This window comes from Micromonospora sp. CNZ309, assembly GCF_002846525.1.
Map to the genome: position 1 here is coordinate 3,410,646 of NZ_PJNG01000001.1, position 18,989 is coordinate 3,429,634.

Below are 18,989 nucleotides of genomic sequence, written 5' to 3' on the forward strand. Positions count from 1 at the left end.
CTCCATCGGGTGCCTCACCGGAGGTGGTGCTGGGGGGAAGCGAGGATCGCCCGCGCTACGGCGGTGACGGCCCCGTCGAACGTGGCGTCGACCCGGTCGCCGGCCGACACGCCGGCCACGCCGAGGATCAGGGACCGTTCCCTGGCGCTCAGCTTCTGACCCACCAGCCGCAGGGCCAGCGCGTCCACGTACGCGCCGGCGGTGGCGGGCGGCCGGGCCACCAGCTTCTCCGGCGGGATGTAGGTGAAGACGGTACGGCGGCCGGCGAGCAGTTCGCCCGCCTCGTTCCAGCCGTTGACCATGGTGCCGGCGGAGGTCCAGGCCACGTAGACGTCCGGGTAGCCGTCGGGGGTGGGCTGGCCCATCGGGTACTGGCCCAGCTGGCGCATCTTGTCGTGGACCTGCCGCAGCCCCCGGGCGTACGGGGTGCGCTTGTTGTCGCCGTTGTCGTGCCTCGGCGACGCCTCCGGGGACACGCCCAGGGCCCGGTACGTGGCGACCAGGTACTCCATCGGCCGGCGCACCTTCTGGCCCACCGCCGCCCAGAACTCCGAGGAGCTGAACAGCGTCATCAGCACCGGCTTGATCATGCCCTTGTTCATGCTGTACGACTTCGCCAGCCGCTCCACGAGGGACTTCGGCGGGGTGTCCGACACGAAGCGGGTGGCCAGGCTCTGCGCCACGTACTTCGCGGTGGACGGGTGCAGCGCGATGTACGTCAGGTACGCGTCGATGGCCGCCTCGGCCTTCTTCGGGTCCTTCGAGTTGTTCGCGTGCGTGAAGCCGAGGACCTTCACCTTGCCGACGTAGTGCCGCTCGGGGCGGAACACGTACTTGCCGTCGCTGACGCCGCGACCGGTCTGGAGCAGGGCCGCCTGCCGGACGTCCTTCTCGGTGTAGCCGCCGTCGACGCCCACCGAGTACAGCTCCAGGTTCTCCCGGGCCAGGTTCTCGTTGACCGCGTCGGCGCGGGAGTCGTTCTGGTTGAGGTAGAGCAGCAGCGCCGGGTGCCGGTTCGCGGCGAGCAGCATCTCGGGGTAGCTGCCGAGGGCGTGCGCCCGCACGACGTCCCGGTCGAAGGACGCGCGGTAGACCTCGCCCCCGTCGAAGTCCGCGGCGACGTGCAGGAAGTCGTTCCAGAAGTCGACCATGACCTCGAACAGCTGCCGGTTCGACCAGATCTGCCGGGCGACGGTGGCGTCCACCATCTCCTTCTCCGGCTGCGCGCCGCGCTCGTTGAGCTGGTCGCGCTGCTCGCGCAGCTGCGCGGTGCCCAGCTTCAGTGTCGGCAGCTCGGCGAGCTTCAGCTCGGCCTTCGTCGGGGCGATCTTGTCGGGGTCGAGCTGCCAGCGCAGCCAGCCGTCGATGCCCCGCTCCTTGATCTCGGCGAGGACCTGCGGGGTGGCGCCGAAGGTGGCCCGGCGGGCCAGGTGCAGCACCGGGTCCTTGGCGAGCACCGTCTTGACGGTCACCTTGGTCTCCGCGGCGGCGGCCGCGGGCCCGGAGAACGTCCGGCCGCCCGTCGGGGCGTTCTTCTTCAACGCCTCGCCGGCCCGGGAGCCCATGTAGCTCTCGTTCTGCTCGGTGTAGGTGCGCACCGTGCTCGGCTGCTGGCCGCTGGGGCGGGCGGGGGTGCCGTCGGTGACGGTGGTGCCGGTGGCGTCGCCGGCCACCGCCTCGTCGCCGAAGAGGCTGCGGATCTGCGGGGTCATCGCCAGGGCGGCGCCGCCGGCCACCACCGCCGCGGTGCCGCCGAGGGCGGCGAGGGCCTTGCGGCGGCCGACCTTGCGGCCCGGCTCGTCGCCGTCGTCCAGGTTGGGCAGTCCCGGGCCGGCCTGCCGGGCGAAGCCGTCCGGACCCACCCACTGCGGGCCGCGCGCGGCCGGCTGCCCGGCGTGGGCGTACTGCCCCCGCGCGTCGGCGGGGTGCGGGCTGCGGGCCTCGTGGCCGTACGGGGTGGAGGGGTGGGCGTCGGCGGCGGGGTACTGACGCCCGTCCCATCCGCGGTCGTCCCGCGGTCGACGTGGTGGCACATTCTGGTCGGCCATGTACCAATCCGTTTCTGCTGCGCCGCGACGACTGGCACCGGGCACGGGGTGCAGGTGCGGCGGCTGGTGCCTGAGGGGGTTGTCACCGGAAGGTAATGAAGCGTTCAGGTGCCTTCAAGCAGCCCCGGAAGCCCCCGCGAGGGCACTTAAGGCGCCGCTCAGCGCGGGTCGGCGCCCCCGGATCTCCGCGCGGCCCGGCACGGACCTCGCGAGCAGGGCGTACGCGGCACGGTCCGGCCCGGACGCGACGATTCCGACCGGACCGGCACGGGACGGCACCTTAATCGGCACAGGCAAATTTAAGGTCCGGCTAAGCCTGCCCTGAGGCGCTCGCGCTCGCCGAAGGCACCGCCGAGCGTGGCCGGGGCCGGCACCGGCCGGACGCGCAAAGTAGCAGCAGGACGGGAGCGTGAGCCGCCGCCGCAGCGGGTATGCCGCCGAACCGCTGAACACGTGAGGGGAAGGCACATGCTCAGCAAAGAGGATCAGCGCAGGTTCGAGCAGATCACCCGTCAGCTCCGGGAGAGTGATCCGGCGTTCTTCGCCCGGCTCGACAACCGGGCGCGGGCCCGTCGCGGCCGATGGCTGATGCTGTTGACGATCGTGCTGTGGGCCTCGCTGCCGGCGACGACCGTGTTGGCCGGGCGGCTGGCCGGGGCCGTCTGCGCGGTGGTCCTGGTGGCCAACGCGGCACTGATGTGGCGGTTCCGCCGCCGCTGGCTGTGAACCGGGGTCCCGTACGCCCTCACCGGGCGAGGAGCCGGTACGCCCGCCGCAGCCGCTCGACCAGGCCGGGCCCGCCGATGGCGGGGGCCGGCGCGCCGAGCTGCCGCAGCAGCAGGTCCGGCCCGGTCGACAGGCTGGGTGGCCGGTCGGGTAGCGGGACCGGCGGCAGCCAGAACCGGTCGACCGCCTCGGCCAGCGGTGCCGCCGGCAGGCCGGCGAGCGCCCGGGCCGCCCCGACCGGCGGGACGTCCACCGTGTCCCGGCCGGCGTCCGGTCCGGCCCGGTCCACACCGCGGTGCCCGGCACCGGATGCGGCACCGTCCGCCGTGGACGGTGGGGTCGGCGGCACGAGGCCGTCCGTCGCGGACGGCGCGGCCGGGGGCGGGCACCGTTCGCCTCCGGCCGGTCGTCGACGACTGCGGCGCCGGCGCGCAGGACGCGCAGCCGGTCGAGCAGCTGCGTCCGGCTGCGGCCCCGCCAGTGCAGCAGCCGGAACGGGTCGGCGTCGAACGCCTCGGCGAGCAGGTAGAACGTGGCCGCGAGATGCTTGCAGGGCACGGCGAAGTCGGGGCAGCTGCACCGCTGACGCAGCTCCGCCACGCCGGCGGGGAAGAGTGGGGCGCCGGCCGCCGCGAACAGCTCCTCCAGTTCCGGGGGCAGGTCGCCGGCGAGCAGCCGGGCGCTGAAGAACGCCTGGGCGGCCAGCTCCGCCTCGACGCGGGCCCACAGCGCCTCCGGGAACGGCGGCAGGGCGATGCTCACCTCGTACGGCTGCGCGCGCGAGCCCTGCACCTCGGCGTGGACGGCGCCGGGGGCGACGTCCAGGCGGATCACCTGGCCGGCCCGCGCGTACGACCGGCCGCGCGTCAGCCGGGTGCCCAGGGCGAAGGACTCCAGCACCTCCAGGAAGCGCCGCGACCACCAGGACCGGCCGATGGCGCCCCGGGTGCTGCGTGCCCTCAGGCCGCCGTCGACCCGGCGCGGCGGGCCGTAGTCGGCGAAGCGGCCGCTCGCCCCACTGCCCTCCGCCGGTTGCCCGCTCACTCCACCACCGCCCCGGCCTCCAACGTGAACAGCTCACGCAGCTGCGTCGTGGACAGCTCGGTGACCCACTGTTCGCCGGTGCCGACGACCGAGGCGGCGAGGCTGCGCTTGTCGGCGATGAGCGCCGCGACCTTCTCCTCGACCGTGCCGGCGCAGACGAACTTGCGGACCTGCACCCGGCGCCGCTGGCCGATGCGGAAGGCCCGGTCGGTGGCCTGGTCCTCGACGGCGGGGTTCCACCACCGGTCGACGTGCACCACGTGGTTGGCCTCGGTGAGGGTGAGCCCGGTGCCGCCGGCCTTCAGGGACAGGACGAAGATCGCCGGCCCGCGCGGGGACTGGAAGCGGGTGACCATGGCGTCCCGGTCGGCCTTGCCGACGCCGCCGTGCAGGAAGAGCACCTCCCGGCCGAAGCGGGCCGACAGGTGCCCGCGCAGCATGCCGCCGAACTCGGCGTACTGGGTGAAGAGCAGGGCCCGCTCCCCCGCCGCGAGGACCTCCTCCAGGATCTCCTCCAGGCGGGCCAGCTTGCCGGAGCGCCCGGGCAGGGACGAGCCGTCGCGCAGCAGTTGCGCGGGATGGTTGCAGACCTGCTTGAGGCGGGTCATGGCGGCGAGCACGAGGCCCCTGCGCTCGATGCCGTCGCTGGATTCGATGCGCGCCAGCATGTCGTCGACGATCGCCCGGTAGAGCGAGGCCTGCTCCGCGGTGAGGTTGCAGAGCACCTCCATCTCCAGCTTCTCCGGCAGGTCCGAGATGATCGAGGAGTCGGTCTTGAGGCGGCGCAGCACGAACGGGCCGGTGATCCGGCGCAGCCGCTCGGCCGCCTCGGCGTCGCCGTGCCGCTCGATCGGCTCGGCGTACTTCTTGCGGAAGGTCGCCGCCGGTCCCAGCAGGCCCGGGTTGGCGAACTGCATGATCGACCAGAGGTCCGCCAGCCGGTTCTCCACCGGCGTGCCCGTGACGGCGATCCGGTGCCGGGCCGGCAGCGCGCGGACCGCCTCGGCCTGCCGGGTGGCGGCGTTCTTGATGGCCTGGGCCTCGTCGACGACCACCCGCCGCCAGTCGATGCCGGCCAGGTCGACCGCGTCGCGGGCCGCGACGGAATAGGTGGTGAGGACCAGGTCCGCGCCGTGCACGGCCGTGGCGAACGCCTCGCCCCGCGCCCGTTCCGCGCCGTGGTGCACGTGTACGCGCAGCCCCGGCGTGAACCGCGCCGCCTCGCGCTGCCAGTTGCCGACCAGCGACATCGGGCAGACCAGCAGGGTCGGCCCGGCGTCCGGCGGGTCTGCGGCGAGCAGGGCCAGCAGCTGCACCGTCTTGCCCAGCCCCATGTCGTCGGCGAGCACCCCGCCGAGCCCCAGCGACTGGAGGAACGCCAGCCAGGCCAACCCCCGCCGCTGGTACGGCCGCAGCGTGCCGTGGAACGCCGGCGGCGGGTCCAGCGGGGCGAGCCGCCGCTCCACCGCCCCGGCGAGCAGGTCGCCCAGCGCGCCGTCGGCGGCGACCTCCAGCACGGGCAGCGCGTCCGGCTGCTCGGCGTCGGTCAGGCCGAGCCGCAGCAGGTCGGCGACGGTCAGCTCGCCGGAGGAGCGGAGCAGCCGCAGGCCGGCGGCGAGCCGCTTCGGGTCGAGTTCCACCCACCGCCCGCGCAGCCGCACCAGCGGCGTCTTCAGCGCGGCCAGCGACGCCAGCTCCTCGGCCGTGAGCGGCTGGTCGCCGAGGGACACCTCCCAGCGGTAGTCGACGAGGGCGTCCAGCCCGACGCCGCCGGTGGTGGTGGCGACGGTGCCCGGGGCGGTCCGGCTGCGGGCCTGCAACCGGGCGCCGAGCCGGGCCGACGGGCGCCGCCACCAGGAGGGCAGCAGCACGGCGAACCCGGCGGCGTGCAGCACCGGGGCACCCTCGCGCAGGAACCGGTGCGCCCCCTCGACGTCCAGCTCCAGGGCCTGCGGGGTGGCCGTACGCAGGGCGGTGTCCAGCTCCGGCCAGAGCCGGCTGGCGCGGCCCAGCTCGGCCAGCAGCGTCTCCTGCGGGTCGTCGCCGCGACCGGCCAGCCCGGCGACGGTCCCCGGCGCCCGCCACACCTGCCCGGCGTCCACGTGCAGGCTCGGCTCGTCGGCGGCCTGGAGGCCGAACTCGACCCGCCACGGGCCGCTCGTCGCGACCGTCGCCGCCGCGTCGGCGGGCACCACGACGACCGGCTCGGTGACCTCGTCGGCCGGGGGCTCGACCAGGCGGAAGCTCGCCCGCACCGCGCCGCCGGCCGCGTCGCGCTGCCAGGCGTCCAGCTCCGCGCGGAGGGTGTCCAGCCCGGCCGGGTCGGCGGCGAACTCCCGCACCGGCCCGGTGAGCGCGGCCAGCCAGGCCGGCACGGCGCCGTTCGGGCGTACGCCCCGGGCCAACGCGGTCTCCGCCAGGGCGGCCCGGACGGCGGCGTCGGCGAGCGCGTCGAGCGCGTCGGCGACCAGCGCGCCCGGCGCGGTGTCCGGCCCGTAAGGCCTGCCCGTGCCGGCGGCGGCGCCGGGACGGCCCGGCGCGTCGGGGCCGGTGGCGGCGCGGGCGGCCGGGGGCAGGGCCAGCGCCAGCGCCCGGGCCCACGCGGCGTCCGTGCCGGTCAGCAGCGGTCGCCACACCGCCCGGGCGGTGACCCCCCGGTCCCCGCGCTCCTGCGACGGCTCGGTGAGGCCCGGCAGGACCCGGCCCCGGGCCGTCAGGTCCACCGCGAAGTCGGCGAGTTCGGCGAGGTGGCGCAGGGTCGCGCCCGGCACGGCGGCCAGCGCGTCGAGGCCGCGCAGCAGGGGCAGGGCGGCGTCGGGGGCGTACCGCAGGACGGGGACCCGCCACCCGGCGAGGGTGACCGCCCCGCGGGCCGCCCCGGCGACCTCGGGACGGACGAGTTCCGGCGAGTCCAGCGGCGCGCCGACCCGGGTGGGCAGGGTGAGCAGGGCCGTGCCGAGGTCGGTCGGCTCGGCCGACGCGGCCAGCGCGGCGGCGAGCGTGGCGTGGTCGGCGGCGAACGGGTGCGGCCGTTCCCGGGGCGCCCGGCCCGGACGGCGCGACGCGTGGACCGGCAGCGTGCTGTCCTCGGCCCAGACGACGAGCCCGACGCCGCAGCGCCAGACCCCGTGGACGACCAGCACGCGTTCCCCTCCTCGCGACGACCCCGGCGAGGATATCGGTCCGGCCCCGGCGGCCCCGACCAGCGCACCGACGGGCCGCCCGATTGGCGGCGGCCGGCAGACCGGGGCCCGTGGTGCACCGACGGGCTAGGGTCGGCGCGTGTACGACCTCCTCGTGATCGGCGGTCTCGGCGTCGACGTGCGGGTGCGGGTGCCCGCGATCCCGCTGCCGGCCGCCGACTCCGTCCCCGTCGACCCGATCGACCTGCGGATCGGCAACACCGGCGCCGGGGTGGCGCTCGCGGCGCACGCGCTCGGGCTGCGGGTGGCGGTGGTCGACGTCGTCGGCGCCGACACGGCCGGTGACGTGGTCCGGGCCGCGCTGGCCCGCACCGGCGTGCACGCCGTGCTGGGCGACGCCCCGGCCGGCACCCGGCGGTCGGTGAACCTGGTCGACCCGGCCGGACGGCGCATGTCGCTCTACGACCCGCGCCCCTGGCAGGGACCGCCCCCGTTCCCGGCGGGCGAGGTGACCGCGCTGGCCGGGCGGGCGACCCACGTCCACCTGTCGATCATGGATTGGACGCTGCCCCTGCTGCCCGCCCTGCGCGCCGCGCTGCCCGACGGGGTCGCCCTCTCCACCGACCTGCACGACTGGGACGGGGCGAACGCCTACCATCGGCCCTTCGCCGAGGTGGCCGATCTCGTCTTCGTCAGTGGTGTCCGGCTGGGCGCGGGGGCCGGCGCGCTCGCCACCGCCCTGGCTCCGCGTACGGTGCTGGTGACCCGGGGCGCGGACGGCGCCGAGGTGCACCACGGTGCGGGCGACCCGACGCCGGTGCCCGCCGCCGCGCCGCCAGCGCCGGTCGTCGACACGAACGGCGCGGGGGACGCCTTCGCGGCGGGCGTGATCGCCGGGCGGCTGCGCGGCACGGCGTTGACGGACGCGGCGGCGTACGCGGCCCGGGTCGCCGCGGCGGCCTGCACCCATGACGGCATGGAGTATCCGCCCGGCCTGCTGCCGGGTCGCTGACGCCGCAGGCCGGCGGCGGGACCGGTGCGGCGGTCAGAGCGCGCCGGTGGCGCCGTCGGTCAGCTCGCGGAGGATGTCGGCGTGCCCGGCGTGCCGGGCGGTCTCCTCGATCATGTGCACCAGGATCCAGCGCAGCGACACCTCGCCGAGCTGCGGGTGCGGCACGACGTGGTCGAGGTCGAACCGGCCGGCGACCTCCCGGGACCGGGCGCAGGCCTGCTCGTACGCGGCGGCGAGCCGCTCGACGGTGTCGTCGTCGGTGAGCGTGAAGCTGGCCAGCGCGTCCTCCTCGGAGGTGAGGTAGACGTCGCCCGGGCCGGGGGCCAGCAGGCACGGAAACCAGTTCCGTTCGACCATCGTCAGGTGTCTGACGAGGCCGGCGACGGTGGTGGTCGAGGGCACCAGCCGGCGGGCCGCGTCGGCGTCGGAGAGCCCGCGCAGCTTGCGCAGCAGCACCCCCCGGTGGAAGTCGAGGAACGACTCGAGCACGGCCCGCTCGTCGCCGGTGCGGGCCAGCACGGGGCCGAGAGTGGGATCGATCGCTATCTCCGCCATCCACAGACCCTAGTGCCGGGGCGTCCCGGCCCGCTGCCCCGCTATCCCCTGCGGGCTCTCCCCGGTCGGGGCAGGATGGGCGCATGGCATCAACGGCAGAGATCCCCCTGGTGGGTGGCGTGGCCGACGGCGAGACCGTCACCGTGGAACTGGACCCCAACGGCCGTCCGCCGCTGACGCATCACCACCTCGGTGCGAAGGGGCTGGCCGAGGCGGAGATCTACGAGCTGGAGTCCGTGGACGTCGACGCCGACCGGTGGTGCTACCGCTGGCGCGGACCGGCGGTCTGAGCCGGCGGGTCAGGCCGTCGGGGTCAGCCTGCGCGCCCGCAGGCTGTCCAGCACGGAGCGGGTGACCTGCGAGGTCCCCCGGGCCTCGTCGCACACCTCGGCCACCCGGCGGGCGGTGGCCTCCCCCCGCTTGTCCCGCTCGTCCCAGAGCCGGTCGACCTCGGCCAGGAGCGGCCCCTCGACCTCCCGCTCCACGCCGCGCAGCGCCGGCACCCCGAGCCGCTGGGCCAGGTCGAAGACCTTGCCGGCGTACGGCAGGGGCAGGAACGGCGTGCCGGCCATCGCGGCGAAGATCAGGAAGTGCAGCCGCATGCCCACGGCCAGGTCGAAGTGGCGCATCAGCCCGAGCACCTGCTGGGGCGAGTAGGTGCCGTGCAGGATCCGGCCCCGCTCGGCGGCGACCATGTGCGACAGGACGCCGTGCGAGTGCCGGATGTCGTCGCGCTCCATCGGGACGAAGAGCACGTAGGCGTCGATCCGGTGCACCAGGAAGTCGCCGATCTGGGCGAGCAGGCGGTGGTAGCCGTCGACGTCGAGCCGCTCGGCGGCCCGGCCCGGCTCCCGTACGCTCATCCCGACCAGCCGCTTGCCGGCCGGCACGCCCTCCTCGCGCAGCAGCTCCGCCGGGAAGTCCTCGGGCTCGATCAGGAACGCCGGATCGGCGGTCACGGTGATCGGGTTGAGCAGCCCGGCCTCCTCCAGCATCATCCGGGACTCCTGGTCGCGTACGGTCACCTGGGTGGCGCTGGCCAGGGTCTCCCGCACCATGCCGGTGTCCACGCCCTCGCTCAGCGGCCCGACCCCCACCGCGTACGTCAGCAGCGGCAGGCCCCGCTCCTGGGCGACCCGGACCACCCGCAGGTAGCGGCGGGCCTCCCGGTCGTAGAGGATGCCGCCACCGCCGAGGATCAGCACGTCGAGCTGGGCCAGTACGAGCGCCGAGTCGGTCCGGCTGACGCCCTCCCAGGGCACCGCCTCCACGTCGGGGTGGGCGATGCGGGTGTGCTCGGGGTTGCGGGAGAAGACGATGATCCGTCCGTTCGGCTCCTGCTCGCGAAGGTCGGTCAGGAGGCCGCTCAGGATCGCCTCGTCACCGAGGTTGCGACCGCCGTACGAGCCGAGCACACCGATGGTCAGTCCGCCGCCATGCGTCATCCGTCGCTCCTCCCCAGGTGCGTGACGCGGTGGGTTTCCCGCTGGGCGGAGGAACACTCCTGACGCGGCTCAGCCGGCCGGTTTCAGCCGCTTCGTCATCTGCTGGGCGGCCACCCGGTAGCCGAGGCTGCGGTAGAGGTGGATGGCCCCGGTGTTGGACCCGAAGACGTTCAGGCCCAGTTCCGGCACGCCGAGGGTAGCGAGTTCCGCCTCGACGAGCTGGATCATCCGCCGCCCGTACCCCTGTCTGCGGTGTCCGGGATGCACCTCAATGTTGTTGAGCCACGCGGTGTGGGGGCCGGCAGGGCCACCGGGGAGCCCGACCCAGATCCACCCCACCTCGACGTCGCCGACCCGGGCGGTGCGCAGCAGGGCGCCGGCGGAGTCGACCCCGTCGGGGAGCTGTTCGCGCAGCTGGGTGGTGGCCCGTTCCAGGGCCGCGGCCGGGGGCAGGCCGCGGTCGGCCGTCATCGCCTCGGCGTACGAGCGCACGAGCGGCTCCCGCACCCGAGCGAACTCCTCGGCCGTCATCGGCACCAGTTCCACCACGCCTCCCCTGCGTCGGAATCACCGGTCGACACCGCCGACCAGCCGGGAAGCGAACGCCACGACCACGTCGTCGGGGTCGAATCCCGCCTCGATGGACGTGCCGAGCAGATCGAGCAGCAGCCCGTCCACGGCGTAGTGCAGCAGAGCGACCTCGAACGCGCCACCCGGTAAGCCGGAGGCGAGGTGGAACGCGACGTCGTCGCGGTAGCCCCGACGCAGGGTGTCGCCGAGGATCCGGGCCAGGTCGGGCCGGCGGGCCGCCTCCAGCCGCAGCTCGATCAGAGCCCGGGTGAGGTCGGGCTGCCGGGTGGTCCGCTCGACGATGTAGCGCAGGTAGTCGGTGAACAGCTCCAGCGACGGCTCACGGGCGCCCAGCTCGGCCAGGACCTGCTCGTCGGGGGCGAACCGCTCCATGATCCGCTCGCCGAGGGCGCCGAGCAGCGCGTCGCGGGAGCGGAAGTAGTTGGATGCGGTGCCGGTCGGCACCCCCGCCTCGGCGTCGACCGCCCGGTGGGTGAGCCCCCGCGCCCCGGTGGCCGCCAGCACCCGCAACCCCGCGTCGGCCAGCGCCGCCCGTCGTTCCACGTTCCTCGCCATGAGAACACCGTAGCAACAACCACTACGCGTGTAGTAAATTCATCCACGACATCAGTAGTGATTGGGGAACGGTTTGCGCAAGCTCGTGTACTACGTCGCCAGCACCCTCGACGGCTTCATCGCCGCCCCCGACGGGTCGTACGACTTCTTCCCGCTGGACCCCGACCTGGCCGCCCACCTGGCGGCCGACTGGTCCCAGACGCTCCCGACGTTCGCCCACCCGCAGTTCGGCATCGACGAGCCGACGGGCCGATTCGACGCGGTGGTGATGGGCCGGGCCACCTACGACCCGGCGCTGAAGATGGGCGTCACGAGCCCGTACGCGCACCTGAAGCAGTACGTCTTCTCCCGCACCCTGCCGCCGGCCGCCGAGCCGGAGGTGGAGATCGTCTCCACCGACCCGGTGGACTTCGTCCGGGAGCTGAAGCGCCGACCCGGCCGCGACATCTGGCTCTGCGGCGGCGCCCAGCTCGCCGGCCAGCTCCTGCCCGAGGTCGACGAGCTGGTCGTCAAGCTCAATCCGTACGTGGTCGGCAGCGGCATCCCGCTCACCGCCCGGGGGTTCGACCCGCGCCGGTTCGACCTGGTCGACACCCGCCCGTTCGACAGCGGGGTCGTCATCCTCCACTACGCCCGCCCCGCCGAGGCCGCGTAGCCGTTCGACGTCGGCCTCAGCCGGGCGGCGACACCGGGTGGGTCAGGAACGGCAGGACGGCGGCGGGCAGCGCCGGCGAGGCGACGATGTCGTAGTGGGTGAGCCCCGGCAGCACGGCGAGCCGGGACGCCGGCCGGTCGGTGCCGTCCCAGCCGGCGTCCCGGTGGCCGCCGCCGAGCAGCCCGAAGAACTCCACCATGTGCGCGCAGCTGACCGAGTCGCCGTCGGCGAAGACGAGCAGGGTGGGAACGGTGAGGGCGGCCACCTCGGCCGACCAGTCGTAGTCGCGCCGCAGCAGCTCGCCGGTCCTCGCCCAGAGCCGCGCCCAGTCCCCCGGCCGGGGTGCGATGCGGGCGTAGAGCTCGTGCGGCGGGGTGCCGCGCATCCGCTCGCCCGCCGCCTCGTCGGGCTCGGGCATGCCCGCCAGCACCTCCGGATACCAGCCCTGCCGCCGGCACGGCGCGGAGACGACGACCAGCCGGCGGACCAGCGCCGGGTGCTGGATCGCCGTACGCAACGCCACGCCGCCGCCGAGCGAGTAGCCCAGCACGTCGGCCTCGCCCAGGCCGAGCTGGTCGATCAACGCGGCGACGTCGTCGGCCATCGACTCGTAGCGCAGCGGGCGGTCCACGTCGGCGGTGCGCCCGTGGCCCTGGAGGTCGACCGCGATCACCCGTCGGCGCGCGGCCAGCGCCGGCAGGACAGCCGCGAACATCTCCACCGACCCGAAGCCGCCGTGCAGCAACAGCAGCGGACGGCCGCTGCCGTGCTCCTCGTGCCACAGGCGCAGCCCGTGGACCTCCGCGTAGCTCACGGCCCCATCCAACCCCGGGCGTACGACGTCCGCAGGCCGTCCGGGCGCTTCTGCCCGTGGTGACGGACCCGGCGGGCTACAGCCGCTTGCGCATCTGGATGGCGGTCGCCTCGAAGCCCATCTGCTCGTAGAGCGTGCGCGCCGGCAGGTTGAAGCCGAAGACGCTCAGGCCGATCGAGCGGACCCCCCACTCCCGGCAGCGCTGTTCGACGGCCTGGAGCATGGCCCGCCCGTAACCCCTGCGCCGCAGGTCCGGCCGCACCTCGAAGTCGTAGCCGAAGGCGTGCGGGCCGTCCGACTTCTGTTCGACGTGCAGCCACAGCATGCCGACCTCGTCGTCGCCGTCGTAGGCCGTCCAGAAGTGGTGCCCCGGCGTCGCCAGACCGTCGGGCAGCAGCTTCGCGTAGTCCTCCTGCGCCTTCGCCTCGGCCTCCGGCGCCGGCATCGCGCCGGAGTCGGCGATGTTCCGCGCGTAGCTCGCCTCCGCCTGCTGCCGGTACCGGAGGTACTGCTCGACGGTCATCGACTCAAGTCTCAGCGTCACCCCGACACCGTATTTCAGCCGTCCGGCCCGGACCGTCCGGTAAGGACAAACAGGACTCACGTTCTGGTCCCGACCGGCACTCATCCGCCGCCGACGTCCATGCCGGCGCCGGGTCAGCCCGGCCGTACGCACGGATCGGTGACCGTGTAGGTCGGACTCTGCGCCGTGCGACCGTCCGCGGCCGTCGCCCGTACCGACCAGGTCAGCGCCGGTACGCGCAGCCGCCCGACACTCACCCGCGCGGCCGGCCCGTCCACCGTCATCGCCCGGACCGACGTCCTGCCTCCGCTGGGCGTCCAGCGGACCTCCGCGCCGCCGAGCGCGGCGGTGCCGGTGGCCTGCACGACGAGGGTGTACGTGTCGGAGCCGCAGCGCACGTGGGCGGTGGCGGAGACCGTGAACGCCGCGGCGACCTGCGGTGTGGCGGTCGGCCGGGGCGCGGCCGGAGACCTGGACGGCGCCCCGGTCGGCGACGGCGCGGGGCCGCCCGGCAGCGCGTCGGGCGCGTCGGGCGCGTCGGGCGCGTCGGTCCGGGCGGCCCCGTCGCCGCTCCCCGGCGTGAGCACGGTCCCGGGCGTCGGACCGGCGGCGCCGGCCGACGACGGTTCGGCGGCCCGCGTGCCGGCGCTCGTGGCCGACGGCGGCGCGGCGGCGGGCGTCGCCGGATCGCCCGCCGCCGGCCGGCGCGTCTGCGACACCGGCTGGCCCGAGGCGTTCCGCGCGGCGGTCGGGCGCCCGGGTGCCAGCGCCCAGGTCCCGAGCGCGGCGAGGAGGATCAGCAGCGCCACGGTCGCGGCCATCCGTCGGCGGTGCCGCTTGCGGTTCGCAGGCGAGGTCGCCCGCACCGGATGCGCCGCACCACGTGCCGCCACCGCACCGTCCGGATCCGCCGCCACACCACCCGAGGACGCCGGATCGACCGACGGCGTCGGATCGGCGGACGGCGTCGGATCGGCGGACGGCGTCGGATCGGCGGACGGCGTCGGATCGGCGGACGGCGTCGGATCGGCCGGATCGGCCGACGGCGTCGGATCGGCCAGCGAGGGGTCGGCCGTGACCGCGCCCGCCGGGCCGGCCTCCGCGCCGGACGCCGGATCGGCCCCGACGCCGGTCGCCCAGGTCTCGGCCAGTCGCGGCCACACCGTGTCGGCGGTGACCAGGAAGGCCGGTGCCGTGTACGCCGACAGCAGCGCGGCCGGGCTGAGCTGTTCCCGCCGCAGCAGCCCGCACGCCGCGCAGCTCTCGATGTGCCGGGAGACCCGCTTGCGCAGCGTCGGGGTGAGCCGGCCCTGCCAGCCGTCGATCAGGCCGGCGAGGGTCGGGCAGTCCCGGGCCCCGGTGCGGGCCACCAGCAGCGCCCCCAGCGCCCGTTCGAGCTGCGAGCGGGCGCGCGACAGGCGGGCGTGCGCGTGGTTCGTGGGCACCCCGAGGGCCGTGCCGATGTCGGCGGACGACAGGTCGTGGCGGATGGCCAGGTGGACCACCTCACGGTCGCCCGGGTTCAGCGCGGCGACCGCCGTGTGCACCAGGTCGCGTACCTGCGCGGCGTTGACGCCCGTGCCCGGGTCGGCGATGTCGACCGCCGGTTCGTCGGCCTCCTCCAGCGGCAGGGACCGGGCCCGGTCCCGAAGCTGCCGGAGGCACTCGTTGCGCACGATCGCGTACAACCAGGAGCGCAACCGGTCGGGCTCCCGGAGCTGCCCGATGCGCTGGCTGGCCGCGAGGAACGCGTCGTGGACGGCGTCCGCGGCGGCCTCCGGCTCGCGCAGCATGGTGCGGGCGTACGTGTACAGCCGGTCGGCGTAGCGCCGGTACATGCCCTCCAGCCCGGCCCGCTCGCCGCGCCGCAGCGCCTCGACCAGTGTGGAGTCGTCCTGTGCCGCCGTGTCCATCCGTGTCCCTCGCTGCTCGTCGACGGGTCCAGTAAAGCGGCGGAATTTTTTTCTCCGGAGTTTCTGTTGGCATCCCGACCCGCCCCGACTCCTACGGGTGTCATCGCGACGAACAACCCGAAGGGAAGACACCATGCGAGAAGGATCGAAGCACATCCGGTGGGCGCGTCGGACGGCCACCGTGGGCGGGGCGGCGCTGAGCGCGCTCGTACTCGGCCAGCTCGCCCTCGCCGGGCCGGTGGCGGCGGTGCCCGGCCTGAGCATCAAGACGACGACCGGCCCCAGCAACAGCAGCGCGAAGACGCAGAACGCCACCTGCCCGGCCGGCACCAAGGTCATCGGCGGCGGTGGCGCGATCACCGGTTCCGGCCTCGGGCAGGTCGGCATGGACATCATGCGGCCGCTGATCGGCGGGGACGCGTACTCGGTGACCGGCCGGGAGGACGAGAACGGCGTCGGCGGCAACTGGGCGGTCACGGCAAACGCGATCTGCGCCACGCCGCCGGCCGGCCTGGTGATGGTGTCCGGCAGTTCGGCGCCCAGCTTCGGCACGTCGAACTGGTTCGAGAAGCCCTGTCCGGCCGGCAAGCACGCCATCGGGGTCGGTGGCGCGGTCGTCGGGGCGGCGAACAGCGAGGTCGTCCTGGAGGACCTGCGTATCCACCAGAACAGCGTCGTGGTGGCCGGTGCCGAGGACGGCACCGGATTCGCCGGCAGCTGGTGGCTGGACGCGGTCGCGATCTGCGCCGACCCGCTGCCCGGCGAGCAGCGCGTGATCGACGACAGCGTCTACAGCTCCGCCGCCACCCGGTCGATCACGGCCACCTGCCCCGCCGGCAAGCGGGTGCACGGCGTGGGCGGCGAGATCCTCGGCGGCGACGGGCAGGTGCGCCTGACCCAGATGCGGGCCACCACGTCGACCACCGTCACCGTCTCGGCGGCGGAGGACGAGGACGGCTTCAGCAGCAACTGGAAGGTGCGCGCGTACGCCGTCTGCGCGAGCTGACCCGGCAGGGGGCCGCCGACGACTCCGGCGGCCCCCTGTCGCGCTCGCCTGCTCGCACTGCGACGCCTTGCCGCGACCGGCTGGTCGGGCTCGCTCGTGTGGTGGCCCTTCGCCACAACGGGTACGAGCCCGGCCAGGCTAATCGGTTGGCACCGCGCGGCCCCGCCGCATTACCGTGCCGGTCGTGCCCATCCACGATGACGAGGTCCGCGCCACCGTCGCTCAGGTGCGCCACCTGGTGGCGGCCCAGTGCCCGCAGTGGGCCGACCTTCCCGTGACGGCCCTGGCCGGGGAGTTGGAGGGCACCGACCACGTCCTGTTCCGGATCGGCGGCGACCTCGTCGCCCGGATGCCCAAGATTGCCACGGCGGTCGACCAGGCCGACTCCGACGCCCGATGGCTGCCCGTGCTGGCGCCCCACCTACCCGTACGGATCCCCGTTCCGCTGCACCTCGGTGAGCCGGGCGCGGAGTACCCGTGGCGGTGGACGGTGGTGCCGTGGATCCCGGGAGACACGCCGCCCCGGCTCGGCTGCGACGACGTACCCCTGGCCCGCGAGGTCGCGGCCTTCGTCGGGGCCCTGCACCGGGTGGAGGCCGCCGGGGGCCCGGTCAAGCCACCGGGTTCCCGCGGATCCGCACTGCGTCACCTCGACGCGGGCGTCCGCCGGGTGCTGCCCCGCCTCGCCGAGCATGACGACGGTTTCGACGTGGCCGAGGCCGAGGCCGCGTGGGAGGCCTGCCTCGCCGCTCCCGACTGGGACCGGGCCCCCGTGTGGATCCACGGCGACCTCCAGCCGGGCAACCTGATCACCGACGCCGGCCGACTGGTTGCGGTCGTCGACTTCGGCGCACTCGGTGTCGGCGACCCGGCACCGGACGTTGCGCCGGCCCTCTGGACCTTCACCGGCGCGGCCCGGGACGCGTACCGCAAGGCGGTCGGGTACGACGACGCCACCTGGCGCCGCGCCTGCGGCTGGGCCCTCGCACCGTCGTTGACCGGCGTCGACTACTACCGGCACAGCTTTCCCCGGATGGCCGAGCACGGTCGCCGGATGGTCCGCGCGGTGATCGCCGAGCTGGCGTGAGCGCGACCGCCAGCCCGGGGGCTCGCCCGCCGCCGGGTGTCCAGCGTGTCGGCCGCAAGGCGGGAGCGGCAGTGGCCGGCGTACGCCCAGCCGGCGGCGCGTGCGCCCAGCCGGCGGCGCGTGCGCCTCAGCGCACTGATCGCGAGTTGAGCGGATGTCTGTGGTGGTGATACCGCACAGGCATCTTTATACCTCTCAGGCATCAGCGTTCCGGCGACAGTGGTCTAACAGATCACGCGTCTCCCCCGCGATCGGACCCCCACGACCTCTGAAACACGCCGTAGGGTCCATGGGTGGTAATGAGCGCGCGGGACGTGGTGGGCGTGATCGAGTCGGACCCGGGAGCGATGAGAGTCCTCCGGGCTACGGCAGGCCTCGGAATACCGGACTGGTGGATCGGTGCCGGCTTCGTACGCAACCGCGTCTGGGACGCGATCAGCAACCTCCCGGTCTCGCCGGAGCGCGACGTGGATGTCGCCTACTTCGACCCGGAAGAGCTGGACCCGCGCGAGGACGCACGCGCCGAAGCCCGGGCCATGGCGACCCTGCCCGGGGTGCCGTGGGAGATCCGCAATCAGGCACGGATGCATCTGCGCAATGGCGATGAGCCCTACACGTCCACCCTGGACGCGATATCGCGCTGGCCCGAGACGGCGACGTGCGTCGCGGTTACTCTTCGGGGTGACTCCGTTCGCCTGGTGTCCTGCCACGGGCTGACCGACCTTGTGGGAATGGTCGTCGGCCCCTCTCCAGCCTTCAACAACGCAGCGGGCCGCGCGAAAATACAGCACCGCGTGGAGGTCAAGGGATGGCTCGACCGATGGGCCGGACTGCGGCTAGAGATCTGGTAGCGCGTTGTTAGGTGATGCCGTCCAGAATCGTACGAGGAGGCGATGTTCGCCAGGATCCAGCCGATCGCCGAAATGTCCGCACGGGTCCAGGCAATGATGCTCTCCCCCACCGCAGCCGACGACATCGTCCGCTTCTTCACGCCAGGGCCTGTCGGGCCGGCCCCCGATGAGGGCGCGCCGATACGGAGGCCATGAAATCGACGAGCACGGGTGCTTGACGGCCGAGCGGTGCGAGTCTGAGAACGTTTCCGGCACGGTGTCGGATCCGCCGCGGGTCGTTCGTAGAACAGGTAAGGGCAGTCGGTCTTGGCCTCCCGGGACGAGGGGAATGGTGAGACGGCCCGAGACTGGATCTAGTTCGATCGACCATCGAGAGGTAACGGCATGGGCAAGCTCATCTACGTGACGAACGTGTCGCTTGACGGCTACATCGAGGACGATCGGGGCGCGTTCGACTGGTTCCTGATCGGCGACGAGGTGTTCGCGTTCCACACCGACCTCCTGCGGTCTGTGGGCACGTGTCTCTACGGGCGACGCCTGTACGAGGCGATGGCCGTCTGGGAGACCGACGCCGCTCTGGCCGCGCAGTCCGACCTCATGGCCGACTTCGCGAGCGCCTGGCAGGCGGCGAGCAAAGTCGTGTACTCCACGACGCTCGCCGCGGTGTCAACTGCCGACACCCGACTCGAACGCCGTTTCGACCCCGCCGCAGTACGCGAACTGAAGGCCGCGGCCGGCAGCGATCTCACCGTGGGAGGTGCGAACCTCGCGACGCAGGCTTTCCAGGCTGGGCTGGTCGACGAGTGCCGGCTGCTCGTCCTGCCCGTTGTCGTCGGCGGGGGCAAGCCAGGGCTGCCGACAGGCATGCGCACCGACCTTGAGCTCCTCGATGAGCGCCGATTCCGGAACGGCGTCGTACACCTCCGCTACCGCCCTCTCGGACAGTGAATGACAGCCCTGCCCGATCGCCGACGCTTGCCTGACACGCGTAGCGCTCACGACTGGGCCGTGTCAGGGCGCC

Annotated in this window: 17 protein-coding genes and 1 pseudogene; 8 read left to right on the forward strand and 10 right to left on the reverse strand. The window is 74.1% G+C overall.

Annotated elements, in window-relative coordinates; all coding sequences use genetic code 11:
- Positions 1 to 14: 14 nt before the first annotated feature.
- On the reverse strand, positions 15 to 2,048 hold the full coding sequence (locus tag CLT72_RS13835) for a DUF1800 domain-containing protein (RefSeq protein ID WP_101412152.1): 2,034 nt from the start codon (positions 2,046 to 2,048) through the stop codon (positions 15 to 17).
- 468 nt (positions 2,049 to 2,516) lie between these two features.
- Here CLT72_RS13835 and CLT72_RS13840 point away from each other — a divergent pair, with 468 nt between their 5' ends.
- Positions 2,517 to 2,774, forward strand: coding sequence for a DUF3040 domain-containing protein (locus CLT72_RS13840; protein WP_088999065.1), 258 nt, complete (start codon positions 2,517 to 2,519; stop codon positions 2,772 to 2,774).
- 19 nt (positions 2,775 to 2,793) lie between these two features.
- Here the strand turns inward: CLT72_RS13840 and CLT72_RS13845 are convergent.
- Both CLT72_RS13845 and CLT72_RS13850 read right to left on the reverse strand, forming a co-directional pair.
- Positions 2,794 to 3,818: pseudogene (locus CLT72_RS13845) on the reverse strand (SWIM zinc finger family protein).
- Complete coding sequence (locus tag CLT72_RS13850) at positions 3,815 to 6,961, reverse strand: DEAD/DEAH box helicase (RefSeq protein WP_101412154.1); 3,147 nt, start codon at positions 6,959 to 6,961, stop codon at positions 3,815 to 3,817. Before CLT72_RS13850 ends, CLT72_RS13845 begins: the two are co-directional and overlap by 4 nt.
- 139 nt (positions 6,962 to 7,100) lie before the next feature.
- Here CLT72_RS13850 and CLT72_RS13855 point away from each other — a divergent pair, with 139 nt between their 5' ends.
- Positions 7,101 to 7,973 carry a PfkB family carbohydrate kinase gene (locus CLT72_RS13855; RefSeq protein WP_101412156.1) on the forward strand — a complete coding sequence of 291 codons (873 nt, stop codon included), beginning with the start codon at positions 7,101 to 7,103 and terminating at the stop codon, positions 7,971 to 7,973.
- A gap of 33 nt (positions 7,974 to 8,006) precedes the next feature.
- On the opposite strand, the gene CLT72_RS13860 is transcribed toward CLT72_RS13855, so the two are convergent.
- A complete protein-coding gene (locus CLT72_RS13860; RefSeq protein WP_101412158.1) occupies positions 8,007 to 8,528 on the reverse strand; it encodes a DinB family protein in 522 nt (173 codons plus the stop codon).
- Between the two features lie 83 nt (positions 8,529 to 8,611).
- Between CLT72_RS13860 and CLT72_RS13865 the strand changes: the two genes are divergently transcribed.
- Positions 8,612 to 8,818 carry a hypothetical protein gene (locus CLT72_RS13865; RefSeq protein WP_088999060.1) on the forward strand — a complete coding sequence of 69 codons (207 nt, stop codon included), beginning with the start codon at positions 8,612 to 8,614 and terminating at the stop codon, positions 8,816 to 8,818.
- Between the two features lie 9 nt (positions 8,819 to 8,827).
- On the opposite strand, the gene CLT72_RS13870 is transcribed toward CLT72_RS13865, so the two are convergent.
- From CLT72_RS13870 to CLT72_RS13880, 3 genes are all read right to left on the reverse strand, one after another.
- Positions 8,828 to 9,973, reverse strand: coding sequence for a polysaccharide pyruvyl transferase family protein (locus tag CLT72_RS13870; protein ID WP_101412160.1), 1,146 nt, complete (start codon positions 9,971 to 9,973; stop codon positions 8,828 to 8,830).
- Positions 9,974 to 10,042: 69 nt separating this feature from the next.
- Positions 10,043 to 10,519, reverse strand: a complete 477-nt coding sequence (locus tag CLT72_RS13875) for a GNAT family N-acetyltransferase (RefSeq protein WP_144082245.1) — start codon at positions 10,517 to 10,519, stop codon at positions 10,043 to 10,045.
- Between the two features lie 21 nt (positions 10,520 to 10,540).
- On the reverse strand, positions 10,541 to 11,119 hold the full coding sequence (locus CLT72_RS13880) for a TetR/AcrR family transcriptional regulator (protein ID WP_101412163.1): 579 nt from the start codon (positions 11,117 to 11,119) through the stop codon (positions 10,541 to 10,543).
- Between the two features lie 73 nt (positions 11,120 to 11,192).
- On the opposite strand from CLT72_RS13880, the gene CLT72_RS13885 reads away from it, so the two are divergent.
- Positions 11,193 to 11,774, forward strand: a complete 582-nt coding sequence (locus CLT72_RS13885) for a dihydrofolate reductase family protein (RefSeq protein WP_101412165.1) — start codon at positions 11,193 to 11,195, stop codon at positions 11,772 to 11,774.
- 16 nt (positions 11,775 to 11,790) lie between these two features.
- On the opposite strand, the gene CLT72_RS13890 is transcribed toward CLT72_RS13885, so the two are convergent.
- From CLT72_RS13890 to CLT72_RS13900, 3 genes are all read right to left on the reverse strand, one after another.
- Positions 11,791 to 12,588 carry an alpha/beta fold hydrolase gene (locus tag CLT72_RS13890; protein WP_101412167.1) on the reverse strand — a complete coding sequence of 266 codons (798 nt, stop codon included), beginning with the start codon at positions 12,586 to 12,588 and terminating at the stop codon, positions 11,791 to 11,793.
- Between the two features lie 76 nt (positions 12,589 to 12,664).
- Positions 12,665 to 13,132: a GNAT family N-acetyltransferase gene (locus tag CLT72_RS13895; protein WP_157747048.1), complete on the reverse strand. Its 468-nt coding sequence runs from the start codon at positions 13,130 to 13,132 to the stop codon at positions 12,665 to 12,667.
- A gap of 113 nt (positions 13,133 to 13,245) precedes the next feature.
- A complete protein-coding gene (locus CLT72_RS13900; protein WP_158242029.1) occupies positions 13,246 to 15,024 on the reverse strand; it encodes a sigma-70 family RNA polymerase sigma factor in 1,779 nt (592 codons plus the stop codon).
- 133 nt (positions 15,025 to 15,157) lie between these two features.
- Here CLT72_RS13900 and CLT72_RS31940 point away from each other — a divergent pair, with 133 nt between their 5' ends.
- From CLT72_RS31940 to CLT72_RS13925, 4 genes are all read left to right on the forward strand, one after another.
- Positions 15,158 to 16,030 (forward strand): hypothetical protein, encoded by an 873-nt coding sequence (locus tag CLT72_RS31940; RefSeq protein WP_158242030.1) that lies wholly within the window; start codon positions 15,158 to 15,160, stop codon positions 16,028 to 16,030.
- A gap of 184 nt (positions 16,031 to 16,214) precedes the next feature.
- Positions 16,215 to 17,117: an aminoglycoside phosphotransferase family protein gene (locus tag CLT72_RS13910; protein ID WP_144082247.1), complete on the forward strand. Its 903-nt coding sequence runs from the start codon at positions 16,215 to 16,217 to the stop codon at positions 17,115 to 17,117.
- Positions 17,118 to 17,416: 299 nt separating this feature from the next.
- Positions 17,417 to 17,968, forward strand: a complete 552-nt coding sequence (locus CLT72_RS13915) for a nucleotidyltransferase family protein (protein WP_250101012.1) — start codon at positions 17,417 to 17,419, stop codon at positions 17,966 to 17,968.
- A gap of 384 nt (positions 17,969 to 18,352) precedes the next feature.
- On the forward strand, positions 18,353 to 18,916 hold the full coding sequence (locus tag CLT72_RS13925) for a dihydrofolate reductase family protein (RefSeq protein WP_101412181.1): 564 nt from the start codon (positions 18,353 to 18,355) through the stop codon (positions 18,914 to 18,916).
- The last annotated feature ends 73 nt before the right edge of the window (positions 18,917 to 18,989 follow it).

Bases quoted from the DNA above. Each gene is read 5' to 3' on its own strand.
- CLT72_RS13835 (WP_101412152.1), bottom strand. From the start codon at position 2,048: ATGGCCGACCAGAATGTGCCACCACGTCGACCGCGGGACGACCGCGGA.
- CLT72_RS13840 (WP_088999065.1), top strand. From the start codon at position 2,517: ATGCTCAGCAAAGAGGATCAGCGCAGGTTCGAGCAGATCACCCGTCAG.
- CLT72_RS13860 (WP_101412158.1), bottom strand. From the start codon at position 8,528: ATGGCGGAGATAGCGATCGATCCCACTCTCGGCCCCGTGCTGGCCCGC.
- CLT72_RS13865 (WP_088999060.1), top strand. From the start codon at position 8,612: ATGGCATCAACGGCAGAGATCCCCCTGGTGGGTGGCGTGGCCGACGGC.
- CLT72_RS13870 (WP_101412160.1), bottom strand. From the start codon at position 9,973: ATGACGCATGGCGGCGGACTGACCATCGGTGTGCTCGGCTCGTACGGC.
- CLT72_RS13880 (WP_101412163.1), bottom strand. From the start codon at position 11,119: ATGGCGAGGAACGTGGAACGACGGGCGGCGCTGGCCGACGCGGGGTTG.
- CLT72_RS13900 (WP_158242029.1), bottom strand. From the start codon at position 15,024: ATGGACACGGCGGCACAGGACGACTCCACACTGGTCGAGGCGCTGCGG.
- CLT72_RS31940 (WP_158242030.1), top strand. From the start codon at position 15,158: ATGCGAGAAGGATCGAAGCACATCCGGTGGGCGCGTCGGACGGCCACC.
- CLT72_RS13915 (WP_250101012.1), top strand. From the start codon at position 17,417: ATGAGCGCGCGGGACGTGGTGGGCGTGATCGAGTCGGACCCGGGAGCG.
- CLT72_RS13925 (WP_101412181.1), top strand. From the start codon at position 18,353: ATGGGCAAGCTCATCTACGTGACGAACGTGTCGCTTGACGGCTACATC.